Annotated in this window: 21 protein-coding genes and 1 pseudogene; 9 read left to right on the forward strand and 13 right to left on the reverse strand. The window is 75.5% G+C overall.

The genetic code is table 11. The features are described from left to right. Positions 1 to 71: 71 nt before the first annotated feature. Positions 72 to 365, reverse strand: a complete 294-nt coding sequence (locus ACRYR9_RS15470) for a putative quinol monooxygenase (RefSeq protein WP_432496036.1) — start codon at positions 363 to 365, stop codon at positions 72 to 74. Between the two features lie 77 nt (positions 366 to 442). Beyond that, positions 443 to 1,291: a methylenetetrahydrofolate reductase gene (locus tag ACRYR9_RS15475; RefSeq protein WP_432496039.1), complete on the reverse strand. Its 849-nt coding sequence runs from the start codon at positions 1,289 to 1,291 to the stop codon at positions 443 to 445. 51 nt (positions 1,292 to 1,342) lie between these two features. Between ACRYR9_RS15475 and ACRYR9_RS15480 the strand changes: the two genes are divergently transcribed. Then, positions 1,343 to 1,780: a fluoride efflux transporter FluC gene (locus ACRYR9_RS15480; protein WP_432496042.1), complete on the forward strand. Its 438-nt coding sequence runs from the start codon at positions 1,343 to 1,345 to the stop codon at positions 1,778 to 1,780. Further along, positions 1,777 to 2,142, forward strand: a complete 366-nt coding sequence (locus tag ACRYR9_RS15485) for a fluoride efflux transporter FluC (protein ID WP_432496045.1) — start codon at positions 1,777 to 1,779, stop codon at positions 2,140 to 2,142. The genes ACRYR9_RS15480 and ACRYR9_RS15485 overlap by 4 nt, the downstream gene beginning before the upstream one ends. A 31-nt stretch (positions 2,143 to 2,173) precedes the next feature. On the opposite strand, the gene ACRYR9_RS15490 is transcribed toward ACRYR9_RS15485, so the two are convergent. The 11 genes from ACRYR9_RS15490 to ACRYR9_RS15540 all read right to left on the reverse strand — a co-directional run bounded on the left by ACRYR9_RS15490 (position 2,174) and on the right by ACRYR9_RS15540 (position 12,499). After that, positions 2,174 to 2,932 (reverse strand): ThuA domain-containing protein, encoded by a 759-nt coding sequence (locus ACRYR9_RS15490; protein WP_432496047.1) that lies wholly within the window; start codon positions 2,930 to 2,932, stop codon positions 2,174 to 2,176. Beyond that, complete coding sequence (locus ACRYR9_RS15495; protein ID WP_432496050.1) at positions 2,929 to 4,008, reverse strand: Gfo/Idh/MocA family protein; 1,080 nt, start codon at positions 4,006 to 4,008, stop codon at positions 2,929 to 2,931. The genes ACRYR9_RS15490 and ACRYR9_RS15495 overlap by 4 nt, the downstream gene beginning before the upstream one ends. Before the next feature lie 69 nt (positions 4,009 to 4,077). Continuing rightward, positions 4,078 to 4,818 carry an IclR family transcriptional regulator domain-containing protein gene (locus ACRYR9_RS15500; protein WP_432496052.1) on the reverse strand — a complete coding sequence of 247 codons (741 nt, stop codon included), beginning with the start codon at positions 4,816 to 4,818 and terminating at the stop codon, positions 4,078 to 4,080. Between the two features lie 50 nt (positions 4,819 to 4,868). Then, positions 4,869 to 5,528, reverse strand: a complete 660-nt coding sequence (locus tag ACRYR9_RS15505; protein WP_432496088.1) for a 3-oxoacid CoA-transferase subunit B — start codon at positions 5,526 to 5,528, stop codon at positions 4,869 to 4,871. A gap of 38 nt (positions 5,529 to 5,566) precedes the next feature. Then, on the reverse strand, positions 5,567 to 6,262 hold the full coding sequence (locus ACRYR9_RS15510; protein ID WP_432496090.1) for a 3-oxoacid CoA-transferase subunit A: 696 nt from the start codon (positions 6,260 to 6,262) through the stop codon (positions 5,567 to 5,569). Continuing rightward, positions 6,262 to 7,473 carry a thiolase family protein gene (locus tag ACRYR9_RS15515; RefSeq protein ID WP_432496054.1) on the reverse strand — a complete coding sequence of 404 codons (1,212 nt, stop codon included), beginning with the start codon at positions 7,471 to 7,473 and terminating at the stop codon, positions 6,262 to 6,264. The genes ACRYR9_RS15510 and ACRYR9_RS15515 overlap by 1 nt, the downstream gene beginning before the upstream one ends. Positions 7,474 to 7,585: 112 nt before the next feature. Beyond that, on the reverse strand, positions 7,586 to 8,764 hold the full coding sequence (pcaDC, locus tag ACRYR9_RS15520) for a bifunctional 3-oxoadipate enol-lactonase/4-carboxymuconolactone decarboxylase PcaDC (RefSeq protein WP_432496092.1): 1,179 nt from the start codon (positions 8,762 to 8,764) through the stop codon (positions 7,586 to 7,588). 45 nt (positions 8,765 to 8,809) lie between these two features. Further along, positions 8,810 to 10,183, reverse strand: a complete 1,374-nt coding sequence (locus tag ACRYR9_RS15525; protein WP_432496056.1) for a lyase family protein — start codon at positions 10,181 to 10,183, stop codon at positions 8,810 to 8,812. Further along, the gene (pcaG, locus tag ACRYR9_RS15530; RefSeq protein ID WP_432496059.1) at positions 10,180 to 10,755 is read right to left on the reverse strand and encodes a protocatechuate 3,4-dioxygenase subunit alpha; all 576 of its coding nucleotides are present in this window, start codon (positions 10,753 to 10,755) and stop codon (positions 10,180 to 10,182) included. Before pcaG ends, ACRYR9_RS15525 begins: the two co-directional genes overlap by 4 nt. After that, positions 10,755 to 11,615, reverse strand: a complete 861-nt coding sequence (pcaH, locus tag ACRYR9_RS15535; protein ID WP_432496061.1) for a protocatechuate 3,4-dioxygenase subunit beta — start codon at positions 11,613 to 11,615, stop codon at positions 10,755 to 10,757. The genes pcaG and pcaH overlap by 1 nt, the downstream gene beginning before the upstream one ends. A 110-nt stretch (positions 11,616 to 11,725) precedes the next feature. Then, positions 11,726 to 12,499, reverse strand: a complete 774-nt coding sequence (locus tag ACRYR9_RS15540; protein WP_432496064.1) for an IclR family transcriptional regulator — start codon at positions 12,497 to 12,499, stop codon at positions 11,726 to 11,728. Positions 12,500 to 12,582: 83 nt separating this feature from the next. Here ACRYR9_RS15540 and ACRYR9_RS15545 point away from each other — a divergent pair, with 83 nt between their 5' ends. From ACRYR9_RS15545 to ACRYR9_RS15575, 7 genes and pseudogenes are all read left to right on the forward strand, one after another. Then, positions 12,583 to 13,767, forward strand: coding sequence for a 4-hydroxybenzoate 3-monooxygenase (locus ACRYR9_RS15545; RefSeq protein WP_432496067.1), 1,185 nt, complete (start codon positions 12,583 to 12,585; stop codon positions 13,765 to 13,767). Positions 13,768 to 13,840: 73 nt separating this feature from the next. Then, positions 13,841 to 14,713 carry an ABC transporter ATP-binding protein gene (locus tag ACRYR9_RS15550; protein ID WP_432496069.1) on the forward strand — a complete coding sequence of 291 codons (873 nt, stop codon included), beginning with the start codon at positions 13,841 to 13,843 and terminating at the stop codon, positions 14,711 to 14,713. Continuing rightward, complete coding sequence (locus tag ACRYR9_RS15555) at positions 14,710 to 15,498, forward strand: ABC transporter permease (RefSeq protein WP_432496071.1); 789 nt, start codon at positions 14,710 to 14,712, stop codon at positions 15,496 to 15,498. Before ACRYR9_RS15550 ends, ACRYR9_RS15555 begins: the two co-directional genes overlap by 4 nt. Positions 15,499 to 15,559: 61 nt before the next feature. Beyond that, positions 15,560 to 16,672, forward strand: coding sequence for an ABC transporter substrate-binding protein (locus ACRYR9_RS15560; RefSeq protein ID WP_432496074.1), 1,113 nt, complete (start codon positions 15,560 to 15,562; stop codon positions 16,670 to 16,672). A gap of 68 nt (positions 16,673 to 16,740) precedes the next feature. Continuing rightward, entirely contained in the window at positions 16,741 to 20,961 is a 4,221-nt protein-coding gene (hrpA, locus tag ACRYR9_RS15565) for an ATP-dependent RNA helicase HrpA (protein WP_432496077.1), read from the forward strand. A 135-nt stretch (positions 20,962 to 21,096) separates the two neighbouring features. Next, positions 21,097 to 21,516, forward strand: a complete 420-nt coding sequence (locus ACRYR9_RS15570) for an Hsp20/alpha crystallin family protein (protein ID WP_432496080.1) — start codon at positions 21,097 to 21,099, stop codon at positions 21,514 to 21,516. A 20-nt stretch (positions 21,517 to 21,536) separates the two neighbouring features. Further along, positions 21,537 to 21,759, forward strand: a pseudogene (locus ACRYR9_RS15575) (hypothetical protein); the annotation flags it as partial.

The raw sequence follows: 21,759 nt of genomic DNA on the forward strand, positions 1-21,759 counted from the left end.
CCCGCGCCCTCGGGGCGCGGGCCGGTCGTGCCGACCCCGAGGGGCCGGGGGCTCCGCGCGGGTGCGGCCGGTCAGCCGGGCAGCGGGGTGAGCAGCTCGGCCCGCACCGACGTCACGAGCTCGCGCACCCGCTCCAAGAACCGCGCCGTCCCCGGTCGCGCCTCGTGCGCCGCGTGGGCGTCGCGGTCGGCGTACTCCTCGTAGAAGACACGGGCCAGCGGCTCGCCCTCGACGCGGTGCGGCACGTAGGTGAGCGTGCCCGCCTCCTCGGCGAGGATCTCCGGCACGGTGCGGGCGACGAGGTCGTCGAACTCGGCGGCCGACTGCTCGTCGGGCAGGTCGAAGCGGACGGCGATGGCGAACACGGGCACCTCCGGGATGTGGGGGACCGAGCATCGCGCCCGGCCGTCCCCGGCGCCAGCCGAGGCGCCCACCCGTGCCGTCAGCGGTCCCCGAGGCGGCGCAGGGCACGCCGCCGCCAGGCCTCCGTGCCCGCCACGTCGTTGAACGTGAACAGGTGCAGGCCCACCAGGTGGTGGCCGGGCGACCCGAGCTCCCCGACGAGGCCGTCGACGACCGGCCCGGGGTCGTAGCCGTGCGGGGTGAAGAACCGCCGCAGCAACCCCGGCTGCTTGCGCAGGAACCTCGCCGACTCCCCGACACCGATCCCCGCGCTGATGCGCAGCAGCTTCTCCCGGGCCACGGCGCCCGGCACACCGACCCGCACCGGCAGGTGCACGCCCATCGCGGCGACCTCGCGGGCCCACGCCACGATGGCCGCCGGGTCGAAGCAGATCTGCGTGACGACGTGGTGGGCCATCGCCGCCTTCTCGGTCAGGGAGCGCTCCAGGGTGGCGGCGTCGAGGGAGGCGTGACCCTCGGGGTACCCGGCGATGCCGATGTCGGTGAACGGGTGGTCGCTCTCGCGCAGCGCCTGCAGCAGCGAACGGGCGTCGGGGAAGTCCCCGGCGTCCTTCGCGTCGCCGCCGACGACGAACACCGAGGTGGTGCCCGCGGCGCGCAGGCGTTCCACCACCTCGTGCAGTTCCGCTGCATCGCGCAGCATCCGCGCCGACAGGTGCGGCGCCACCCGGTACCCCTCGGCGGTGAGCCGCTCGGTGAGGTCCAGCGTGGCGCTCGTGCCCTTCGACGCGGAGGCCGTCACGGTCAGCGGCACCGTGCGCGGCACGTGGGCCAGCACCGCCTCGGCCGTGCCGCGGAACGGCAGCACCTCGTACCCCGCGCTCGCCAGCGCCCCTCTCAGGGGGTGCTCCGCCCCGTCCGCCACCACGCCCCCTCGTCCCGCCCGCCGTGCCCGTGCGGTGGCCTAGCCTGCCCCATCGTGAGCACCGTTCCGCAGGCCACCTCGCCCCGGGCGAGCACGTGGGGGGTCGTCGCGGCCGGTGCCGTCGCCGGCGCGTTCGCCCGCCACGGCGCGGCGCAGTGGCTGACCACCCCGCCGCACGGCTGGCCGGTGGCCACCACTGTGGTGAACCTGCTCGGCTGCTTCGCGCTCGGCCTGCTGCTGGAGGCGCTGGCCCGGCGCGGCCCCGACACCGGCCGCCGGCGCCTGGTGCGCCTGGGCGCGGGAACGGGCCTGCTCGGCAGCTTCACCACCTACAGCACGCTGGCGGTCGAGACGGACCTGCTGGCCCGCGGCGGGTCGATCGCCCTGGCGGTGGCGTACCCGCTGACCTCCGTGGTGGCCGGGGTGGCGCTGTGCGGGCTCGGGGTGGCGCTGGCCACCCGGCTGGTGCGGCGGGCGGGGGAGGGCGCGTGACGCTGCTCGCGCTCGCCGCGGCCGCCGCCGCCGGTGCGCTGGCCCGCCACGGCGTCGACGGTGCGCTCAAGCGACGCTGGCCGCAGCAGCCCACCCGCGCGCTCCTCGTCGTCAACGCCACCGGCAGCCTGCTGCTGGGGCTGCTCACCGGCCTCGTCCTCGCCCACGGCGCCCCCGGTTCCCTGAGCACCGTGCTCGGCACCGGGTTCTGCGGCAGCTACACCACCTTCAGCACGGCCTGCTTCGAGACGCTCGGCCTGCTGCGGCAGGGGCGCACCGCGGCCGCCGGTGCGCACGCCGGTGCCACGCTCGTGGCGAGCACGGCCGCCGCGGCCGTCGGGCTCGCCCTCGGCCTGTCCTGAACCGCGGCTCGCGCCCCGGGCGGCGGGCGAGTCAGGAACCGTCGGTGAACCACTCCCGCGCGGGGTGGGAGACCTCGGGCACCCGGCGCTCGCCGTCCTCCGGCGCGGCCCAGCGCGCGCCGTTGGCCAGGACCTGCTGGATCTGCGGGTGGTGGTAGACGGGGTACTCCTGATCGCCCGGGCTGAAGTAGAAGATGCGCCCGCGTCCGCGGGTGAACGTCACACCCGAACGGAACACCTCCCCGCCGGCGAAGGAGCTGATGAACAGCAGGTCGTCGGGGTCGGGGATGTCGAACAGCTCCCCGTACATCTCCTGCCGCTCGATGACGATGGGGCTGGGGACGTCGCGGGCGATGGGGTGCGAGGGTTTGACGTTCCAGACGAGCTCGCGCTCGCCCTCGTTGCGCCAGGCCAGCGAGCACGTCGTCCCCAGCAACCGGGTGAAGATCTTCGAGAAGTGCCCGGAGTGCAGGACCAGCAGCCCCATGCCGCCCAGGACGTGCTGCCGGACCCGTTCGACGACGTCGTCGGCGACCTGCTCGTGGGCGACGTGCCCCCACCACAGCAGCACGTCGGTGCGCTCGAGGACGTCGGCGCCCAGCCCGTGCTCGGGGTCGGCGAGGGTCGCGGTGGACACCTGCGCGTCCGGCAGCAGGCGCCGCAGCCCCGCCGCGATCGCGCCGTGGATGCCGTCGGGGTAGTACTCGCCGATGTCCGGCGGGTTGCGGTTCGCCTCGTGGACGCCCTCGTTCCACACGAGCACGCGCAGCGCCCGCTCCGTGCCGCTCACAGCGCCTCCACCTGTTCCACGTCCTCCACCCGGCCGGACCGCGCCGAGCGCGCCGCCGCTTCCATCAGGGCGATGCTGCCCAGGTTCGCCCGGCCCGTCACGTCCGGCGCCGGCCCGCCCTGCACGGCGCGGTGGAACTGCCGCAGGCCCGCCGATCGACCCCACAGGTCCATCGCCGGCAGGTCGACCTCCTGCGCTTCACCGCCGCCCCGGCTGAGGGTCACGACGTCGCCCACCGTGCCCTGCCCGGACCGGCCGGTGAAGGTGATGCGCCCGTGCTCGCCCTCCAGGGCCCACTCGCCGTCCCACGCGGTCTGCGGGCCGCGGCTGACCCAGCTGCCGCGGTAGCTGGCGACCAGCCCGCCGGCCATCTCGATCGTCAAGACCGCCGAGGCCTCCTCGGCGTACTTGCTCCAGGAGGGGTCGGTGACCTTCGCGTACACGCGCACCGCCTCGCGGCCGGTGACCATCCGCAGCAGGTCGAAGTGGTGGATCGCCATGTCGTAGATCAGCGGGTGCGGGAAGGCGTAGTGCCGGTAGGTCTCGACCGGGGCGTCGTGGTCCCAGCGGCGGAAGTCGACGTGCACGACCGAGAGGTCGCCGATCGCGCCGTCCGCCACGAGGTCCCGCACCGCGCGCGGAGCCGGGTAGAACCGGTAGTTCTGGCTCACCTGCAGCACGAGCCCGAGCTCCTCGGCGCGCTGCACGGCGGTGCGTGCCTCGGCGAACGTGCCGGCGAAGGGTTTCTCGACCAGGACGTGCAGCCCCGCCTCGAGCGCCTCCAGCGCGACGGGCACGTGGAGGTCCATCGGAGCGGTCACCAGGACGCCCTCGGCCTCCACCGCCCCGACGGCGTCGGCCAGCGACGTGAAGCAGACCTCGTCGGGCAGGCCCAGCGCCCGCTGGGCCTCGCGCAGGGTGGGCTCGTGCGCGTCGACGACGCCGACGCGCTCCACCTCGCCCACCGGCGGGATCGCGTTGCGCTCCCAGTCCGTGCCCCAGCCGCCCAGGCCCACGTGCAGCAGGCGGGTGCGGGGAACGGTCGTCGTGTCGGCTGTCGTGTCGGCGTCGACCACGGTCGCGAAGCTACACCAGCGCCCCGGTCCCCGCGACGGGCGACCGCGGCGCGGGGGAGCGCCCGCGGGTCAGCCGCGGGTCAGGTCCTCCTCCACCGCGCGGGCGCACTCGCGCAGCTGCGGCAGCACGTCCCGGCGCAGCTGCGCGGTGGTGAACCGGCTCGCCGGCACCGACACGTTCACGGCGGCCACCACGTCGCCGTCCCGGTGCAGCGGCACCGCGACCGAGCGCACCCCGTCCTCCAGCTCCTGGTCCACCAGCGCGAAACCCTGCCGGCGGACCCGCGCCAGCTCCGCCAGGACCGGCCCGGCCCCGCGCAGGGTGCGCTCGGTCAGCGCCCTCGGGTCCGCCTCCTCCAGGCGCGCGGCGGCCTGCGCGGGGTCCAGGGCCGCCAGCAGCACCCGGCCCATCGAGGTGGCGTGCGCGGGGAAGCGGGTGCCCACCGTGATGGCGGTGGACATGATGCGCCGCGTCGCCACCCGGGCCACGTACACGATGTCGCCGCCGTCGAGGACCGACACCGAGCAGGACTCCTGCAGCTGCGCCGACAACCGCTCCAGGTGCGGCTGCGCCACCTCCGGCAGCGACAGGCTGGACAGGTAGCTGTAGCCCAGGTCCAGGACCCGCGGGGTCAGCCGGAACGTGCCGCCGTCGGTGCTGACGTAGCCCAGGTCCAGCAGGGTCAGCAGGAACCGGCGCGCCGCCGCGCGGGTGGTGCCGGTGCGGCGCGCCACGTCCGCCAGGCTCAGCTCGGGGTGCTCGGCGTCGAAGCAGCGGATCACCGCCAGGCCGCGCGCGAACGCCTGCACGCGCTCGCTGCGCGGTTCCGGGCCGGTGTCCTCGGCCGGCCCTGACGCGTTCAGAGCTCCTCCAGGCGCCGCAGCGGCACCGGCAGCCGCTCGCGCAGCTCCTCGACCGTGGTGCCCCACGTCTCGCGCACCACGACACCGTCCGGGCCCACGTCGAAGACCCCCAGGTCGGTGAACACCCGCCGCACGCACGCCAGCCCCGTCAGCGGGTACGTGCACTCCGGCACCAGCTTGGCCGCCCCCTCGCGGGTGAACAGGGTCATCATCACGAACACCTGCTTGGCGCCGGTGGCCAGGTCCATCGCACCGCCCACGGCGGGGATCGCCCCGGGGGCGCCGGTGTGCCAGTTGGCCAGGTCACCGCGCGCGGAGACCTGGAACGCTCCCAGCACGCACACGTCCAGGTGACCACCGCGCATCATGGCGAAGGAGTCGGCGTGGTGGAAGTACGCCGCCCCCGGCAGTTCAGTGACGGGGATCTTCCCCGCGTTGACGAGCTCGGGGTCCACCTGCTCGCCCACCGCGGCCGGGCCCATGCCCAGCATGCCGTTCTCGGTGTGCAGGGTCACGCCCTGCTCGGCGGTGAGGTGGTCGGCGACCAGCGTGGGCTGCCCGATGCCCAGGTTCACGTACGAACCGCGGGGGACGTCGCGCGCCACGACCGCGGCCAGGTCGTCGCGGCCCAGGGGAGGGGAGTCCGGGTGCTCGATCGTCCGGGACGGCCGGCCCGCGGGGGTTCCGGTGCTGCTCACGCGCGCCCCTCCTCGGTGCTGCCGGGGACCACGGGTTCCCCGGTGACGACGACCCGGTCCACGAAGATGCCGGGCGTCACCACCGTCTCGGGGTCGATCGCACCGGTCGGGACCAGTTGGCTCACCTGCACGACCGTCGTGGTGGCGGCCGTGGCCATGACCGGGCCGAAGTTCCGGGCGGTCTTGCGGTACACCAGGTTCCCCGCGCCGTCCGCGCGGTGGGCGGCGATCAGCGCCACGTCCCCGCGGATGGGGAACTCCAGGACGAACTCGCGGCCGTCGATGGTGCGGTGCTCCTTGCCCTCGGCCAGCAGCGTGCCGGCACCGGTGGGGGTGTAGAAGGCGCCGATGCCGGCGCCGGCGGCGCGCAACCGCTCGGCGAGGTTGCCCTGCGGGACGACCTCCAGCTCCACCCTCCCCGCCCGGTACAGCTCGTCGAAGACGAACGAGTCGCTCTGCCGGGGGAAGGAGCAGACCACCTTGCGCACCTGGCCGGCCGCCAGCAGCGCGGCCAGACCGGTGGTTCCGTTGCCGGCGTTGTTGTTCACGACCGTGAGGTCCTTCGCGCCGCGGCGCAGCAGGGCCTCGATGAGCACGTACGGCATCCCGGCGGTGCCGAAACCCCCGATGAGGACGGTGGAGCCGTCCCGCACGTCCGCGACGGCCTCGTCGGGCGAGGCGCACACCCGCATCACGGCGCGGTCCTGGAGGTGCGCGCGGCGGTGTCGAGGTTCTCCAGCACGACCGCCAGGCCCTGACCGACGCCGATGCAGATCGCCGCCACCCCCCAGCGCTCCCCGGTGGCGCGCAGCACCGCGGCGAGGGTGCCCAGCACCCGGCCGCCGGAGGCGCCCAGCGGGTGGCCCAGGGCGATGGCACCGCCCCACCGGTTGACGATCCCCGGGTCGACGCCCCAGGCGTCGATGCACGCCAGGGACTGCACCGCGAACGCCTCGTTGAGCTCCACGGCGCCCACGTCGGACCAGCCGATGCCCGCGCGGCGCAGCGCGCGCTCGGCGGCCCCCACGGGGGCGTACCCGAACATCTGCGGCTCCAGCGCCGCCGCGCCGCGCCCGGCGATGCGCGCCAGCGGCTCGCGGCCGACGGCGCCGGCGGCGTCCTCGGCGGCGATGAGCAGCGCGGAGGCGCCGTCGGTCAGCGGGGAGGCGTTGCCGGCGGTGATCGTCCCGTCGGGGCGGAACGCCGGGGTCAGCCCCGCCAGCTTCTGCACCGACGTCGTGGGGCGGATGCCCTCGTCGCGCGTCAGGTCGGTGCCGGGGACCGGCGCCACCCAGGCGTCGTAGTGCCCGGCGTCCCAGGCGGCCGCCGCGCGGTGGTGCGAACCGGCGGCGAACTCGTCCTGGCGCTCGCGGCCGATGCCGAACCGCTCGACGAGCTGCTCGTTGGACTCGCCCAGCGAGGCGGTCCACTCCTGGGGCATGCGCGGGTTCACCAGCCGCCACCCCAGGGTCGTCGACACGGCGGTGACGTCACCGGCCGGGAACGGCCCGTCGGGCTTGGGCAGGACCCAGGGGGCGCGGCTCATGGACTCCACGCCGCCGGCGACGACGACGCGCGCGTCCCCGGTCTCGACCTGGCGGGAGGCGATCATCGCGGCGTCCAGGCTGGAACCGCACAGGCGGTTGACCGTGGTGCCGGGCACGGTGACGGGGAACCCGGCCAGCAGCGGCGCCATGCGCCCGACGTTGCGGTTGTCCTCCCCGGCGCCGTTGGCGTTGCCGAGCACGACGTCGTCGACCGCGGCGGGGTCCAGGCCGGGGGAGCGGCGCAGCAGCTCGCTCAGCGTGCCGGCCGCGAGGTCGTCGGGGCGCACGCCGGACAGCGCCCCGCGGAACCTGCCGAAGGGGGTGCGGACGGCGTCGTAGAGGTGCGCGGCGGGCATCGGTCCTCCGTGTTCGCTGTGCGAACGCTTGTGCGTCCTGCGTACAGCAAGCGTACTCGTGTCCAGACTCCTGCAGAACCGCTCGCAGAACTCGGCGGTGCGGTCGGTGCGTTCAGGAGTCCTCGGCGAGGACCTCGCGGTAGACGCGGAACGCGGTGTTGGCGTCGGGCACGCCGCAGTAGATCGCCGACTGCAGCAGCACCTCGACGATCTCCTGCTGCGTCAACCCGTTGCGCACGGCGGCGCGCAGGTGCATCGCCAGTTCCTCGTGGTGCCCGCGGGCGATGAGCGCGGTCAGGGTGACCATCGAGCGCTCCCGCCGGGACAGGCCCTCACGGGTCCAGATCCCGCCCCACGCGTACCGGGTGATCATCTCCTGGAAGTCGCGGGTCACGTCGTCCACGCCCGCGGTGGCGCGGTCCACGTGCGCGGCGCCCAGCACCTCCCGGCGCACCCGCATCCCCGCCGCGTACTGCTCACCCAGCGTGCGCCGCTGCGCCGCCGGCGCACCGAGCACGTGGTGGCGCAGCAGGTCCGCCACCGCACCGGGGTCCTCGGCCGGCAGCTGGTGCGCCGACCCGGCGACCACGGTGGCCAGCGCCCCGGGGGCGCGCCCGATCCCCAGGGTGTCCGCCACGGGCACGACGACGTCCAGCTCACCGGCCACCGCCAGCACCGGCACCCGCAGCTGCGCCAGCCGGTCGGTGACGTCGAACTCCGCCAGCACCTCGCACGCGGCCGCGTAGGAACCCGCGTCGGTGGCCGCCAGGTCGTCCAGCAGGGCGCGCACCACCCCGGGGTGCTCGGCGGCGAACCGGGGCGAGAACCACCGCGCCGCGGAGGCCTGCACGAGCGGGGCGGTACCGCCCCCGCGCACCGCGGCGGCGCGCTCGCGCCAGCCGGCCGGCGTGCCGATGCGCGCCGCGCTGCAGAACACGCCCACGGCCGTCACGGCACCGGGGGAGTCCAGCGCCAGCTGCAGCCCGAGCGCCCCGCCGAGGGAGTCCCCGGCGTAGGCGAACGGCTCCCCGGCCCGGCCCCGTTCCTCCTGAACCGCGGCGCCGAACGCGGCGACGTCCGCGGCCAGGCCCGCCGCGGTCAGCTCCGTGGCGGGCGCCGCGCCCCGGTGTCCGGGCAGGTCCCAGCCGGCCACCACCGCCACCCCGGACAGCCGCCGCGCCACCTCTCCCCACAGCACCCGGCTCGTGGTGCCCAGGGACGGACCGACGACCAGCAGCGGCAGGTCCTGCGACGAGGTGCTCCCGTCGTCGAGGCGGGCGGTGTCGAGCAGGCTCACGGTTCCTCCGGTGGGGGTGCGGGCGGGGCGGGTTCGGCTTCAGCCGCGCGCACGGCGCACGACGGCGTCGACGACCAGGCCGGCGGTGCCCAGGTAGCCGCGCGGATCGGTCAGGCGCGCCAGCAGCTCGTCGAGGTGCTGGGGCGGTGCGGTGGTGCGCTCGCGCAGCAGCGCGTGCAACCCGGCCACGTCCGCGCTCGCCGCGACCGCTTCCCGGGCGCCGTCCGCACCCAGCGGCCCGCCGGTGGCCGGCAGCTGCGCCAGGGCCGGCACGAGGCGCTCGGCGAGGGCCCCCGGCAGCGCCGAGCGCAGGGTGTGCTCCAGCGCCGCGGTGTCGACCTCCAGCCCGGTCAGGAGCTCGGTGCCCTGGCGGGTCGCGGCCAGCGCGCTGCGCGCCAGGGCCGCCAGGGGCGCCCACTCGCTGTGCCACGCCCCCGCGGGCCGTTCGTCGCCGGCCGCGGCGGCCGCGGCGTGCAGCTGCGCCGCCAGGGCGGGGGCGGTGTCCGCGGTGCGGCGCAGCAGCACCGACAGCGCCGGGTTGCGCTTCTGCGGCATCGTCGAGGACGTCCCGCGGCCGGGTGCGGCCGGTTCGCGCAGTTCCCCCACCTCGCTGCGCGAGGCCGTCAGCACGTCGGCGGCCACGTGCCCCAGGGCGTCGGTGACCGTGGTGAACGCGTCGCCCAGGACCGTCACGGGCCGCCGCGCGGTGTGCCACGGGGGCCGGTGCGCCAGGCCGAGGCGCCGCGCGGCGTCGGCCGCCACCGCGTCCGCCGCCGCGGCGGGATCGGCCGCGCCCGCGTCGGCCAGCTGCTCGACCAGGGAGGCCAGCGTGCCCACCGCGCCGCCGAACTGCGCGGGCGCCGGCGGCAGCGTCACCAGCGCGTCGCGCGCGTCCAGCAGCGAGGTCAGCCAGGACGCGACGCGCACCCCGAACGTGGTCGGCAGCGCGTGCTGGGTCAGGGTCCGCGCCACCGCCGGGGTGTCGCGGTGCCGCTCGGCCAGTTCCGCCAGGGCCTCGACCTGCGCGTCCAGCTCCACGCGCAGCGCTCTGACGACCTCGCGGGCGCACAGCTGCAGCGCGGTGTCGACGACGTCCTGGCTGGTCAGTCCTCGGTGCACCGCGGCGGCCGCTCCCGGGCCCGCCGCCGCGCCCGCGTGCCGGCGCAGTTCGGCGACCAGGGCGATGACGGGGTTGCCGCCGCCCTCCGCGGCCTCCGCGAGCTCGGCCAGCGCCGCCCCGGTGAACCGCTCCGCCGCCCCGGCCAGCGCCGAGGCCCCGGCCGGGCTCAACCCCGCCGCGGCCAGGGCGTCCAGCCACGAGGTCTCCACCCGCACCATCGCCGCGGCGAACGCCTCGTCGGTGAACGCGTCGCCCGCGCGGTGCAGGCCCGGCCAGAACAGCGACGCCGTCACCGGGCGCCGTGCTCGAGGGAGTGCTCGAGGAACACGGTCTCGCCCTCGCCCTGCAGGTGGACGTCGAAGCGCAGCGAGCCGTCCGGCTCGCGCACGCACACCAGCGTGCGCGCGCGCTCCGGTCCCAGCGAGGCCAGCAGCGCGTCGTCCGCCAGCACGCCGTCCGGTGCAGGCAGGTACGCGCGCGTCAGCAGCCGGTGCATCAGGCCGCGGGCGAACACCGCCACCGCGAAGAACGGCGCGCCGCCGTCGGCGCGGGCGGGCTCCCGGGTCCAGAAGCGGTACCCCCCGGCGCGATCGGTGCCGCATCGGCCGAAACCCGTGAAGGCCGCGCCGTCGCGGTCGAACGTGCCCGCCGCCGCGGGCACCGAACCGTCCGGGTTCGCCTGCCACACCTCCAGGACGGCGTCCGGCACCGGCATGCCCAGGCCGTCGAACACGGTGCCGTGCAGGCGGACCGACCCGACCGAGGCCGGCGGGACGAGTTCACTGTCACCGTCGAACGGCAGGGCGAACCCGTAGAAGGGCCCGACGGTCTGACCGGGGGTGGGACACAGGGCCGGGGTCGCCATCAGTGCTCCTCGCCGGGTTCGGGTTCGGGCTCCAGCCAGGTTCGGTGCGAGCCGGTCAGCACGATGTCCCAGCGGTACCCGGTGCACCACTCGTGCTGGGTGACCGAGTGGTCGTAGCGGGCCACCAGGAGTTCCCGGTCCACCGGGTCGGTGATGGACTGGTAGATCGGGTCCAGGTCGAACAGCGGATCGCCCGGGAAGTACATCTGGGTGACCAGCCGCTGGGTGAACTCCGTGCCGAACAGCGAGAAGTGGATGTGCGCCGGCCGCCAGGCGTTGCGGTGGTTCTTCCACGGGTACGGTCCCGGCTTGATCGTGGTGAAGCGGTACGTGCCGTCGTCGTCGGTCAGGCAGCGGCCGACGCCCAGGAAGTTCGGGTCCAGCGGTGCGGGGTGCTGGTCCCGCTTGTGCACGTACCGCCCGGCGGCGTTGGCCTGCCACACCTCCACCAGCTGCCGGCGCACCGGGCGGCCCTCGCCGTCCACGACGCGGCCGGTGACGACCATCCGCTCGCCCACGGGGTCACCGGGGAAACCGAGCGTCAGGTCGGCCTCCAGCGGGTCGATGTCGCGCTCGCCGAAGACGGGCGAGAACAGCTCCACGTCCTCGGGGTCGGCGTGCACCGCCTCCTTGGTGGGGTGGCGCAGCACCGAGCTGCGGTACGGCGCGAAGTCGCGGCGGGTGGCCGGCACGCGCTCGCCGCGGGCGCGGGCCGCGGCGTCGGCGGCGTGCTGCTCGGCGATCTCGGCGCTGATCTGCTCCTGCGTGAAGACCGCCGCGTCGGAGGACGCGATCCGCTCCCCGGCCGCCACGACCTCGGCGGGCACCCGGCCCGCCTCGCGGCTGGTGTCGACGCTCATGCTGGTTCCCTCCCGGGCCGCCGCGGTGCGGCCCCGGGCGAGTGCACCACCGCCCACCGCCCCGGACACCCTCGCCTTCCGTCTGGTGGAAGAACACGGGCGCGTCCGCCTCACCCGCCGCGGGGCAGGCACCGCTCGATGCCCGCGGCCGTGACCCGCAGCGCCGCCAGCAGCGACTGCTGCACCGGCGAGCCCACCTCGAACGGCGCCAGCACCACGCCCAGCGCCGCCACGACGCCCGTACCCGCCTCGCGCACCGGCACCGCCAGCGACGCCGCGCCCGGGGTCATCTCCTGGTCGGTCACCGCCCAGCCCTGCTCGCGCACCCGCGCCAGCTGGGCGGTGAGCACCTCCGAGTCGGTCACGGTCCAGCGGGTCGGCGCCACCAGGTCCACGCAGCAGTGCTGGACCACGTCCGCCGGGGCGTGCGCCAGCAGCACCTTGCCCACGCCGGTGGTGTGCAGGGGCAGCCGGCTGCCCACGTCGCTGACGATCGGCACCGACCAGCGACCCGAGACCCGGTCCACGTACAGCGCGCGGGCGCCGTCCAGCACGGCCAGGTGCACGGTCGCCTTCGTCGCGGCGTGCAGGTCGTGCAGGAACGGCGCGGCCACCACCCGCAGCTCGCTCTGCACCGGCGCCAGCAGCCCCAGCTCCCACAGCCGTCGCCCCACGACGTAGGTGTCGTCCCGCCGCCGCTCCAGCGCGCCCCACGCCGTCAGCTCGGCGGCGATGCGGTGCGTCGTCGTCAGGGCCAGCCCGGAGCGCTCGGCCAGGCCCGTGAGCGTCAGGCGGCGGTGGGTGCCGTCGAAGGCCCCCAGGACCGCCAGCAGCTTGCCCGCCGCCGTCGGGGCGGTGCGCTCGCGGGACGTCGTCGTGCTCACCCCCCGAGTGTGCCTGCCCCGCGGTTTCCGCCGTGCGGAAGGGGCGCGTGCCCGCGGCGCCGGACGCCGCCTACGGTGCGCGCGTGAACCCGCAACGGAGCCAGGTCGCCATCGTCGGTGCCGGACCCGCCGGACTCCTCCTCGCGCACCTGCTGGCCGCGCGGGGCGTGGAGTCGGTGGTCCTGGAGGCCCGCAGCGAGGAGTACGTCGCGGCGCGGGTGCGCGCCGGCGTCCTGGAGCACTCCACCGTCCAGCTGCTCACCGACGCAGGGCTGGGGAACCGCCTGCGCGAGCAGGGCGACGAGCACCGCGGCATCCACCTGCAGTGGCCGCACGAGCGCCACCACCTGGACTTCGTGGACCTCACCGGGCGCAGCGTCTGGGTGTACGGGCAGACCGAGGTGCAGAAGGACCTCGTGGACGCCGCCGCGGCCCGCGGGCAGGACGTGCGCTACGAGGTGAGCGACGTCGCGCTGCACGAGCTGACCGGCGACCGCCCGCACGTGACGTTCACCGCGGCCGACGGCACCGCGCACCGCCTGGACGTCGACGCCGTCGTGGGCTGCGACGGTTCCTTCGGCCCCAGCCGCGCCGCCGTCCCCGAGGGCGTGCGCCGCTCGTGGGAGCGCACGTACCCGTACTCCTGGCTGGGGATCCTCGCCGACGTCGCACCCTCCACGGACGAGCTGATCTACGCCTGGCACCCCGACGGCTTCGCCATGCACTCCATGCGCTCGCCCACCGTCAGCCGGCTGTACCTGCAGGTGCCCAACGGCACCGACGTCGCACAGTGGTCCAACGACCGGATCTGGGACGCGCTGGCCGCGCGCCTGGGCCACGGCCAGGACGGGTGGGAGCTCACGCCGGGACCGATCACCGGCAAGAGCGTGCTGCCGATGCGCAGCTACGTGCAGACGCCCATGCGCCACGGCCGGCTGTTCCTGGCCGGCGACGCCGCGCACACCGTGCCGCCCACCGGCGCCAAGGGGCTGAACCTCGCCGTCGCCGACGTCGCGCTGCTGGCACCGGCCCTGGCGGCGCTGGTGCGGGAACGCGACCCCGCGCTCGCGGACGCCTACTCCGACGCCGCCCTGCGGCGGGTGTGGCGCTGCACCCACTTCTCCTGGTGGATGACGACGATGCTGCACACCTCCGGCGACCCCTTCGACGAGCAGCTGCAGCTGGCGCAGCTGCGCTGGGTCGCCACCAGCGAGGCGGGCGCCACCGGGCTGGCGGAGAACTACGCCGGGCTGCCCATCGGGTTCTGACGACGAGCCGCGCCGGCACCGGCCGGGCACCCGCACGGCGGGGCAGGAGCGCGCCGCTGGGTAGGGTCGGGCCGTGGTGGAGGAGCCGGCGGACCTGGGCGAGCAGCCGGACGAGCAGCCGTTCGTCGCCGTCCGCGACGCCTGCAAGGCGTACGACGACGGCCCCCGCCCCGTCACGGCGCTGCACCACGTGGACCTGCACGTGCCGCGCGGGCGCTTCGTCAGCGTCATCGGGCCCTCCGGCTGCGGCAAGTCCACCCTGCTGCGCCTGGTGGCCGGCCTCGAGGAGCCCGACTCCGGCGAGGTCCGCATCTGCGGGCAGACGCCCGCGCGCGCCACCGAGCGCAAGATGGTCGGCTTCGTGCCGCAGACGCCCGCGCTGCTGCCCTGGCTGGACGTGCTGGGCAACGTGCGGGTGCTGGAGAAGGTGAACCGCGCCGCCGCACGCCGCCGCCCGGCCACCGCGCCGCCGTCCTCGCCCGAGCGGTGCGACCTGGCCGGCGACCCCGTCGAGCTGCTGCGCCGCCTCGGCCTGGGCGAGGTGCTGCACGCCCGCCCCGGCCAGCTCTCCGGCGGCATGCGCCAGCGCACCGCGATCGCGCGGGCCTTCGCCCTGCAGCCGCAGGTGCTGCTCATGGACGAGCCCTTCAGCGCCCTGGACGAGTTCACCCGCGAGGCCGCGCAGCTGCAGCTGCTGGACGTGTGGCAGGAGCTGCGCACCACGGTGGTGTTCGTCACCCACTCCATCACCGAGGCGGTCCTGCTGTCCGACACCGTGATCGTCATGGCCGCCGGCCCGGGGCGCGTGGCCGGCACCGTCGAGGTGTCGCTGCCGCGCCCGCGGCACTCCGGGCTGCTGGACTCCTCCGTCCTGCACGAGCACGAGCACCGGGTGCGCGAACTGCTCTCCAGCGCCTGGCACGCCGGCGCCGCGAGCGGCCGGTGAGCCCCCGAGCCCCGCGGGCCCGGGCGGTCGCGGTGCACCCGCGGGTGTGGGCGCCGACCGTCGTGGCGCTGCTGGTCGCCGGTGCCGTCTGGGAGCACGTCGCCCGCGACAACCCCTACGTCCTGCCCGCCCTGCGCGCGGTCGGCGGGCAACTGGTCGGCGAGCCGCTCTTCTACCTGCGCAACGCCTGGACCACCCTGTCCGAGGCACTGCTCGGGCTGGCGATCGCGGCGCTCGCGGCGTTCGCGGTGGCCGTGGCCGTCTCGGAGTCCGCGCTGCTGCGCCGCGCCGTGATGCCCCTGGCGGTGGTCCTCAACGTCACCCCGGTCGTGGCGATCGCCCCCGCCCTGACCGTCGCCTTCGGCTTCGGCGTGCTGCCGAAGGTCCTCGTGGCGGCCCTGACCACGTTCTTCCCGCTGCTGATGAACACCGCCACGGGCCTGCGCTCGGTGCCCCGGGAGGTGCTGCAGGTGTTCCGCACCGTGCACGCCTCCCGCTGGGACGTGCTGGTGCGCCTGCGGTTCCCCAGCGCGCTGCCGTACGTCTTCGCCGCGCTGCGGGTCGCCTTCCCGCTCTCGCTGGTCGGGGCGATCGTCGCGGAGTTCACCGCACCGGGGGCCTCGGCCGGGCTGGGGACCGTCATCAGCGTCGCGTCCGCGAACTCCCAGCTGGACCGGGTGTTCGCCTCGATCGCCTGCCTGGCCCTGATGGGGGTGCTGCTGCTGGCGGTCGTCACCGCCGTGGAGCGGCGGGTGCTGTCCTGGCACGCCTCCCAGGGGCGCTGAGGAATCCCCGCGGCCCCGCGCCGCTTGAGACGACGGAACCGCGCGAACCCCGGAGGACCACGTGAGAACCCGCACGACCCCCGCCCGGCGCCTGCCGGCGCTCGCCGCCGCCGCGGCCGCCCTGCTGCTGGCCGGCTGCTCCGGGGGCGGCGGCGCGGGAGGCGGTGACGGGCCGGCCCCGTCGGTGAGCCGCGGATCGGCCGTGTCCGCGCAGCGCTGCGCGCAGAACGAGGCCGCGGGAACGATCACCTACGTCACCGGGTACCGGTTCCAGTCCTCGGTGAGCATCCTGGACCCGGTCGCCGCCGAGGCGCTGGGCTACTTCGACGCCCTCTGCCTGGACGTGGAGATCCAGCCCGGCAGCGGTGAGACGGCGCAGAACGCCCAGCTCGTCGCCGCCGGGACCGCCCAGCTGTCCTCCATCGCCGGGGCCTCCGACGTGCTCGTCAACGTCGCCAACGGCGTCGACGTCACCGCCGTCGCCCTGTTCGGGCACGTTCCGGTGGCCACCCTCCTGACCGGCCCGGAGGTCACCGACCTGCGCCGGCTGGAGGGCACGACGCTCGGCCACAAGGGCGCCCTGCCGGTGACGATCGAGGCGATGCTGCGCAGCGCCGGCGTCGACCTCGCCACCGTGGAGCAGGTGCAGGTCGGGTACGACCCGACCGTCCTGGTGCGCGGGCAGGTGCAGTCCCTGACCGGGTACAAGTCCAACGAGCCGCTGACGCTGCGCGAGCTGGGCGAGGAGGTCACCGAGTGGAACCCCGAGGACCACGGCATCCCCGGCTCCATCGCCACCACCATCGTGAACCCGGGTTTCCTGGCCGAGCACCCCACCGCCGTGCAGGACTTCCTGCGCGCCCAGCTGCGCGCCTACGCGCACTGCGAGCAGCACGCCGCCGAGTGCGTCGGGTACGCCGCCGAGCTGTCCCAGGCCGGCTACGACATCGAGCACGAGCAGCGGGTGTGGGAGACCGAGACCGCTCTGGTGGGCTCCTCGCAGCCGGCCGGGCAGCCCCTCGGCGCGATCGACGCCGCCACCGTGCGCGCCGAGGCGGAGTTCCTCCTCGGCATGGGGCAGATCGACGCGGTGCCCGACGTCGACGCCCTGGTCGCCGAGGACGTCGTGGCGGGCCTGTACGAGGACGGCGAGCTCGTCTGGCCGGCGCCCTGAGCGCACCGGTCGCGGTGGGACGCGCGGGCGGGGGCGGGGTCCACCCGACGCCGTAGCATGGCGGGGCCATGTCGAGCTCCTCCAGCCGGCCCGGGCGCCCCGACCGCGGGCGCCGCCGCCCCTCCCGTTCCCCGCGCAGCGGCCCCCGCCCGGGCTCGCGCGGGGGCTCCCCGCGCCAGCTGCCCGACGACCCGCGCGCCGCCGAGCTGGCCGCTCGCCTGGCCGCCGTCTCGCTGCGCGACGAGGACCGGCTGCGCCGCCGCCTGGCCGTGCTGGCCCGCGCCGGCGACGCCGAGGCGCTGCACCGCGGCCTGGAGGACGTGGCCGCGCAGACCGCGGCGGCCGAGGAGCGCGCCCGGCGCCGCGCCGCGGCCGTGCCCGCCCTGCGCTACCCGCCGGAGCTGCCGGTCAGCCAGGAGAAGGACCGCATCGCCGACGTGCTGCGCGAGCACCAGGTCGTCGTGGTGGCCGGGGAGACCGGTTCGGGCAAGACGACGCAGCTGCCGAAGATCTGCCTGGAGATCGGCCGCGGGGTGCGCGGGCGCATCGGGCACACCCAGCCGCGCCGGATCGCCGCGCGCGCGGTGGCCGAGCGCGTCGCCGAGGAGCTGGGCGGCGACGTCGGCGGCCTGGTCGGCTACGCCGTCCGCTTCACCGACACCGTCGGCGAGGACAGCCTGGTCAAGGTCATGACCGACGGCATCCTGCTCGCGGAGATCCAGCGCGACCCCGACCTGCTGCAGTACGACACCCTCGTCATCGACGAGGCCCACGAGCGCAGCCTCACCATCGACTTCCTGCTGGGCTACCTGGCGCAGCTGCTGCCGCGCCGTCCCGAGCTCAAGCTCGTCATCACCTCCGCGACCATCGAGACCAGCCGGTTCTCGCAGCACTTCGGCGGCGCGCCCGTGCTGGAGGTCTCCGGGCGCACCTACCCCGTGGAGGTCCGCTACCGCCCGCTGGCGGCCGACGAGCTGGCGGAGGAACTGGCGGGGGAGCTCGACGACGACACCGGCGAGGCGCTGGACGTCGACGAGCCGGCGCTGCGCGAGGACGACCGCGACCAGACCGAGGCGATCATCGACGCGGTGCGCGAACTGGCCGCCGAGGGCCCCGGCGACGTCCTGGTCTTCCTGCCCGGCGAGCGCGAGATCCGCGACACCGCCGACGCGCTGGCCGACCTGCTGCGCGAGCGGGAGTTCCGCGGCACCGAGGTGCTGCCGCTGTTCGCGCGGCTGTCCGCCGAGGAGCAGCACCGGGTGTTCCGCCCGCACGGCGGCCGGCGGATCGTGCTGTCCACCAACGTCGCCGAGACGTCCCTGACCGTCCCCGGGATCCGCTACGTCGTCGACGCCGGCACCGCCCGCATCTCCCGCTACAGCCACCGCACCAAGGTGCAGCGGCTGCCGATCGAGAAGGTCTCACGGGCCTCGGCGAACCAGCGCGCCGGGCGCTGCGGGCGCGTCGCCGACGGCATCTGCATCCGGCTGTACTCGCAGGCCGACTTCGAGTCCCGCCCCGAGTTCACCGACCCGGAGATCCTGCGCACCAACCTCGCCGCCGTCATCCTGCAGATGACCTCCCTGGGGCTGGGCGACATCGGCGCCTTCCCCTTCGTGGAGCCGCCCGAGCAGCGCGCGATCGCCGACGGCCTCGCCCTGCTGGCCGAGCTGGGGGCCCTGGAACCGGCCCGCCCCCAGGACCGCGGCGTTCCCCGGCTGACCCGCACCGGCCGCGACCTGGCCCGCCTGCCCATCGACCCGCGCCTGGGCCGCATGGTGCTGGAGGGGCGCAGGAACTCCTGCCTGCACGACGTCCTCGTCGTGGTGGCCGCGCTGTCGGTGCAGGACCCGCGCGAACGGCCCCTGGAGCAGCGCGAGCGCGCGGCGCAGCTGCACGCTCGCTTCCGCCACGAGAAGTCCGACTTCCTCACCTACCTGAACCTGTGGAACTACCTGCAGCACCTGCAGCGGGAGACGTCGTCCTCGGCGTTCCGCCGCCGGGTCAAGGCCGAGATGCTGCACTTCCTGCGCATCCGCGAGTGGCAGGACACCTACCACCAGCTGCGCCGCGTCACCCGCGACCTCGGGCTGGAGGTGCAGGTCCCCGAGGTGGAGGCACCCGCCGAGGGTGAGGTGCTGCCCCCCGCCCGCTACGACGGCGACGCCGTGCACCGCTCCCTGCTGGCCGGCCTGCTGGGCAACATCGGCCTGAAGGAGGTCCGCGAGGACAAGCGCGACGCGCGCCGCGGGCGCGGCGACGACAGCCGCCGGGCGCGCGGCGAGGGCCCGCGCCAGCAGGAGTACCTCGGCGCCCGCGGCGCGCGCTTCGCGCTGTTCCCCGGCTCCGCGCTGGGGCGGCGCTCCCCGGACTGGGTGGTGGCCGCCGAGCTGGTGGAGACGAGCAGGCTCTGGGCGCGGGTCGCCGGCGCGATCGACCCGCAGTGGATCGAGCCGCTGGCCGAGCACGTCGTCAAGCGCCAGCACTCCGAGCCGCGCTGGTCGCGCAAGCGCGCCGCCGTGGTCGCCACCGAGCGGGTCACCCTCTACGGGGTGCCGATCGTCGCCGGCCGCACCGTCGCCTACGGCGGCATCGACCCCGAGCTGTCCCGGGAGCTGTTCATCCGGCACGCGCTCGTGGAGGGCGACTTCGAGACCCGCCACGAGTTCTTCGCCCGCAACCGCGAACTGCTGGAGGAGGCCGAGGAGCTGGAGCACCGGGCCCGCCGGCGCGACATCGTCGTCGACGACGAGGTGCTGTTCTCCTTCTACGACGCCCGCGTGCCCGCCGACGTCGTCTCCGGCCGGCACTTCGACACCTGGTGGAAGCAGGCCCGGCGCACCGACCCGGACCTGCTCACGTTCGACCCGGCGATGCTGGTCGCCGGCGACGCCGGGGTGAGCGAGGAGGAGTTCCCGCGCACCTGGCGCCAGGGCGAGCTGGAACTGGACCTGTCGTACGTGTTCGAGCCCGGTTCCCCGCGCGACGGGGTGACGGTGGACGTGCCGCTGGAGGTCGTCAACCGCTTCGACGACCGCGACCTGCTGTGGCAGGTGCCCGGGTTCCGGCACGAGCTGATCACCGCCGTGCTGCGCTCGCTGCCCAAGCAGCTGCGCAAGAACCTCGCACCCGCCCCGGACAAGGCGGCCCGCTTCCTGGAGCGGGTCAGCCCCCGCCGGCAGGACTTCTGGGAGGCGTTCGAGTCCGAGCTGCCCCAGCTGGGCGACGGCACCGAGATCTACGCCGAGGACGTCGACTGGTCCAAGGTGCCCGGGCACCTGCGGCCGACGTTCCGGATCACCGCGGCCGACGGGTCGGTGCTGGCCGAGGGCAAGGACTTCGCGCGGCTGCGCGAGGCGGTCTCGGTCCAGGTGCGCGAGACCATCGCCGAGGCCGCCGACGAGCTGCGCCGCACCGGGGCCACGGCCTGGCCGGCCGAGCCCGGCCCCGTCGACCTGCCGGCGCGCGTGCCCGGGACCCACACCACGGTCCGCCGCGGCAGCGAGGTCGTCTCGTTCCCCGCGCTGGTCGACGAGGGCGCCTCGGTGGGGCTGCGCACCTTCCCCACCGCCGTCGAGGCCGAGCGCGCCCACCGTGCCGGGACGGTGCGTCTGCTGATGCTCGTGCTGCCCTCGCCGTTGCGCGAGGTGCAGGCCGGCCTGCCCAACGACGCGAAGCTGCTGCTGGCCCGCGCCCCGCACGGCAGCGCCGCGGCGGTGCTGGAGGACTGCCTGCGCGCGGCCGTGGAGCAGCGCCTGGACGCCGCCGGGGGCCCGGTGCGCGAGGCGGCGGAGTTCGCGCGGCTGGCCGCGGAGGTGGGCCGCGGGCTGCTGTCCACCACCACCGAGGTCGTCGACCGCGCGCTGCGGGTGCTGCGCTCGGCCGCGCAGGTCGAGCGGGAGGTCTCGCGGGCCACCAGCCTGGCGCTGGTGCCCTCGCTGGCCGACGTGCGCGAGCAGTTCACCGGCCTGGTGCACCCCGGGTTCGTCACCGAGGCGGGGGCCGGCCGCCTGCCGGACCTGCTGCGCTACCTGCAGGGGATCCTGCGGCGCCTGCAGACGGTGGGCGACAACCCGCAGCGCGACCGCGTGCGGATGGCGGAGTTCGCCCAGGTGCGCCAGGAGTACGAGGCGCACCTGCGCCGGGCCGGGGAGCCCGCCCCGCCGGAGCTGGTGCGCATCCGCTGGGCGCTGGAGGAGCTGCGGCTGCAGAAGTTCTCCCAGCCCGTCCCCACCGCGCACCCCGTCAGCGACGAGCGGATCCGCAAGGCGCTGGCCGAACTGGGCTGATCCGCTGCACTGCAGTCATTTCCCTCTTGCACTCGCGGTCTGGGAGTGCTACCACTGGTGGTGCGGGCACCGGGTGAGACCCCGGTCCGCGTGGGACGCAGTCGCATCTGGTGGAGAGCACTGGAGGTGGTTGACGTGTTGATGCGCACTGACCCGTTCCGCGAGCTCGACCGGCTGACCCAGCAGGTGCTGGGGACCACGGCGCGCCCGGCGGTGATGCCGATGGACGCCTGGCGCAGCGGCGACGAGTTCGTGGTCGAGTTCGACCTGCCGGGTGTGGACCCCTCGACGGTGGAACTGGACGTGGAGCGCAACGTCCTGACCGTCAAGGCGCAGCGGCCGGTCCACGAGGGCACCGAGGAGATGATCGCGGCCGAGCGCCCGCGCGGCGTGTTCAGCCGGCAGCTGATCCTCGGTGACAACCTCGACACTGAGAGGATCAAGGCCTCCTACGGCAGCGGTGTGCTGACGCTGCGCGTCCCGGTGGCCGAGCGCGCCAAGCCGCGCCGCATCGCCGTCGAGACGGTGGACGACAAGCAGGCCATCGGGGCCTGAGCAGGTCCGCGGAGGCCGACGTGACGGGTGTGACGAGAGCCGGTGAGCCGGTCCACGAGGCGTTCTGCGAACTGCTGGGCGCCGACCCCGACTGGGTCCGCGCCGAGTTCGAGGCGCTCGTGGCGGCGAACTGGCGGGGAGGAGGTGCGCAGGAGGCCGCCGGCAGCGTGGACGCCCCTCGTTCCGGCCCCGGCCCCGGGCGCCCCGTGCCGCGCGCGCGGCGGTCCGCACCGCTGCGCCGCG

The organism is Kineococcus auxinigenes (genome assembly GCF_050871525.1).
Taxonomy (GTDB): Bacteria; Actinomycetota; Actinomycetes; order Actinomycetales; family Kineococcaceae; genus Kineococcus.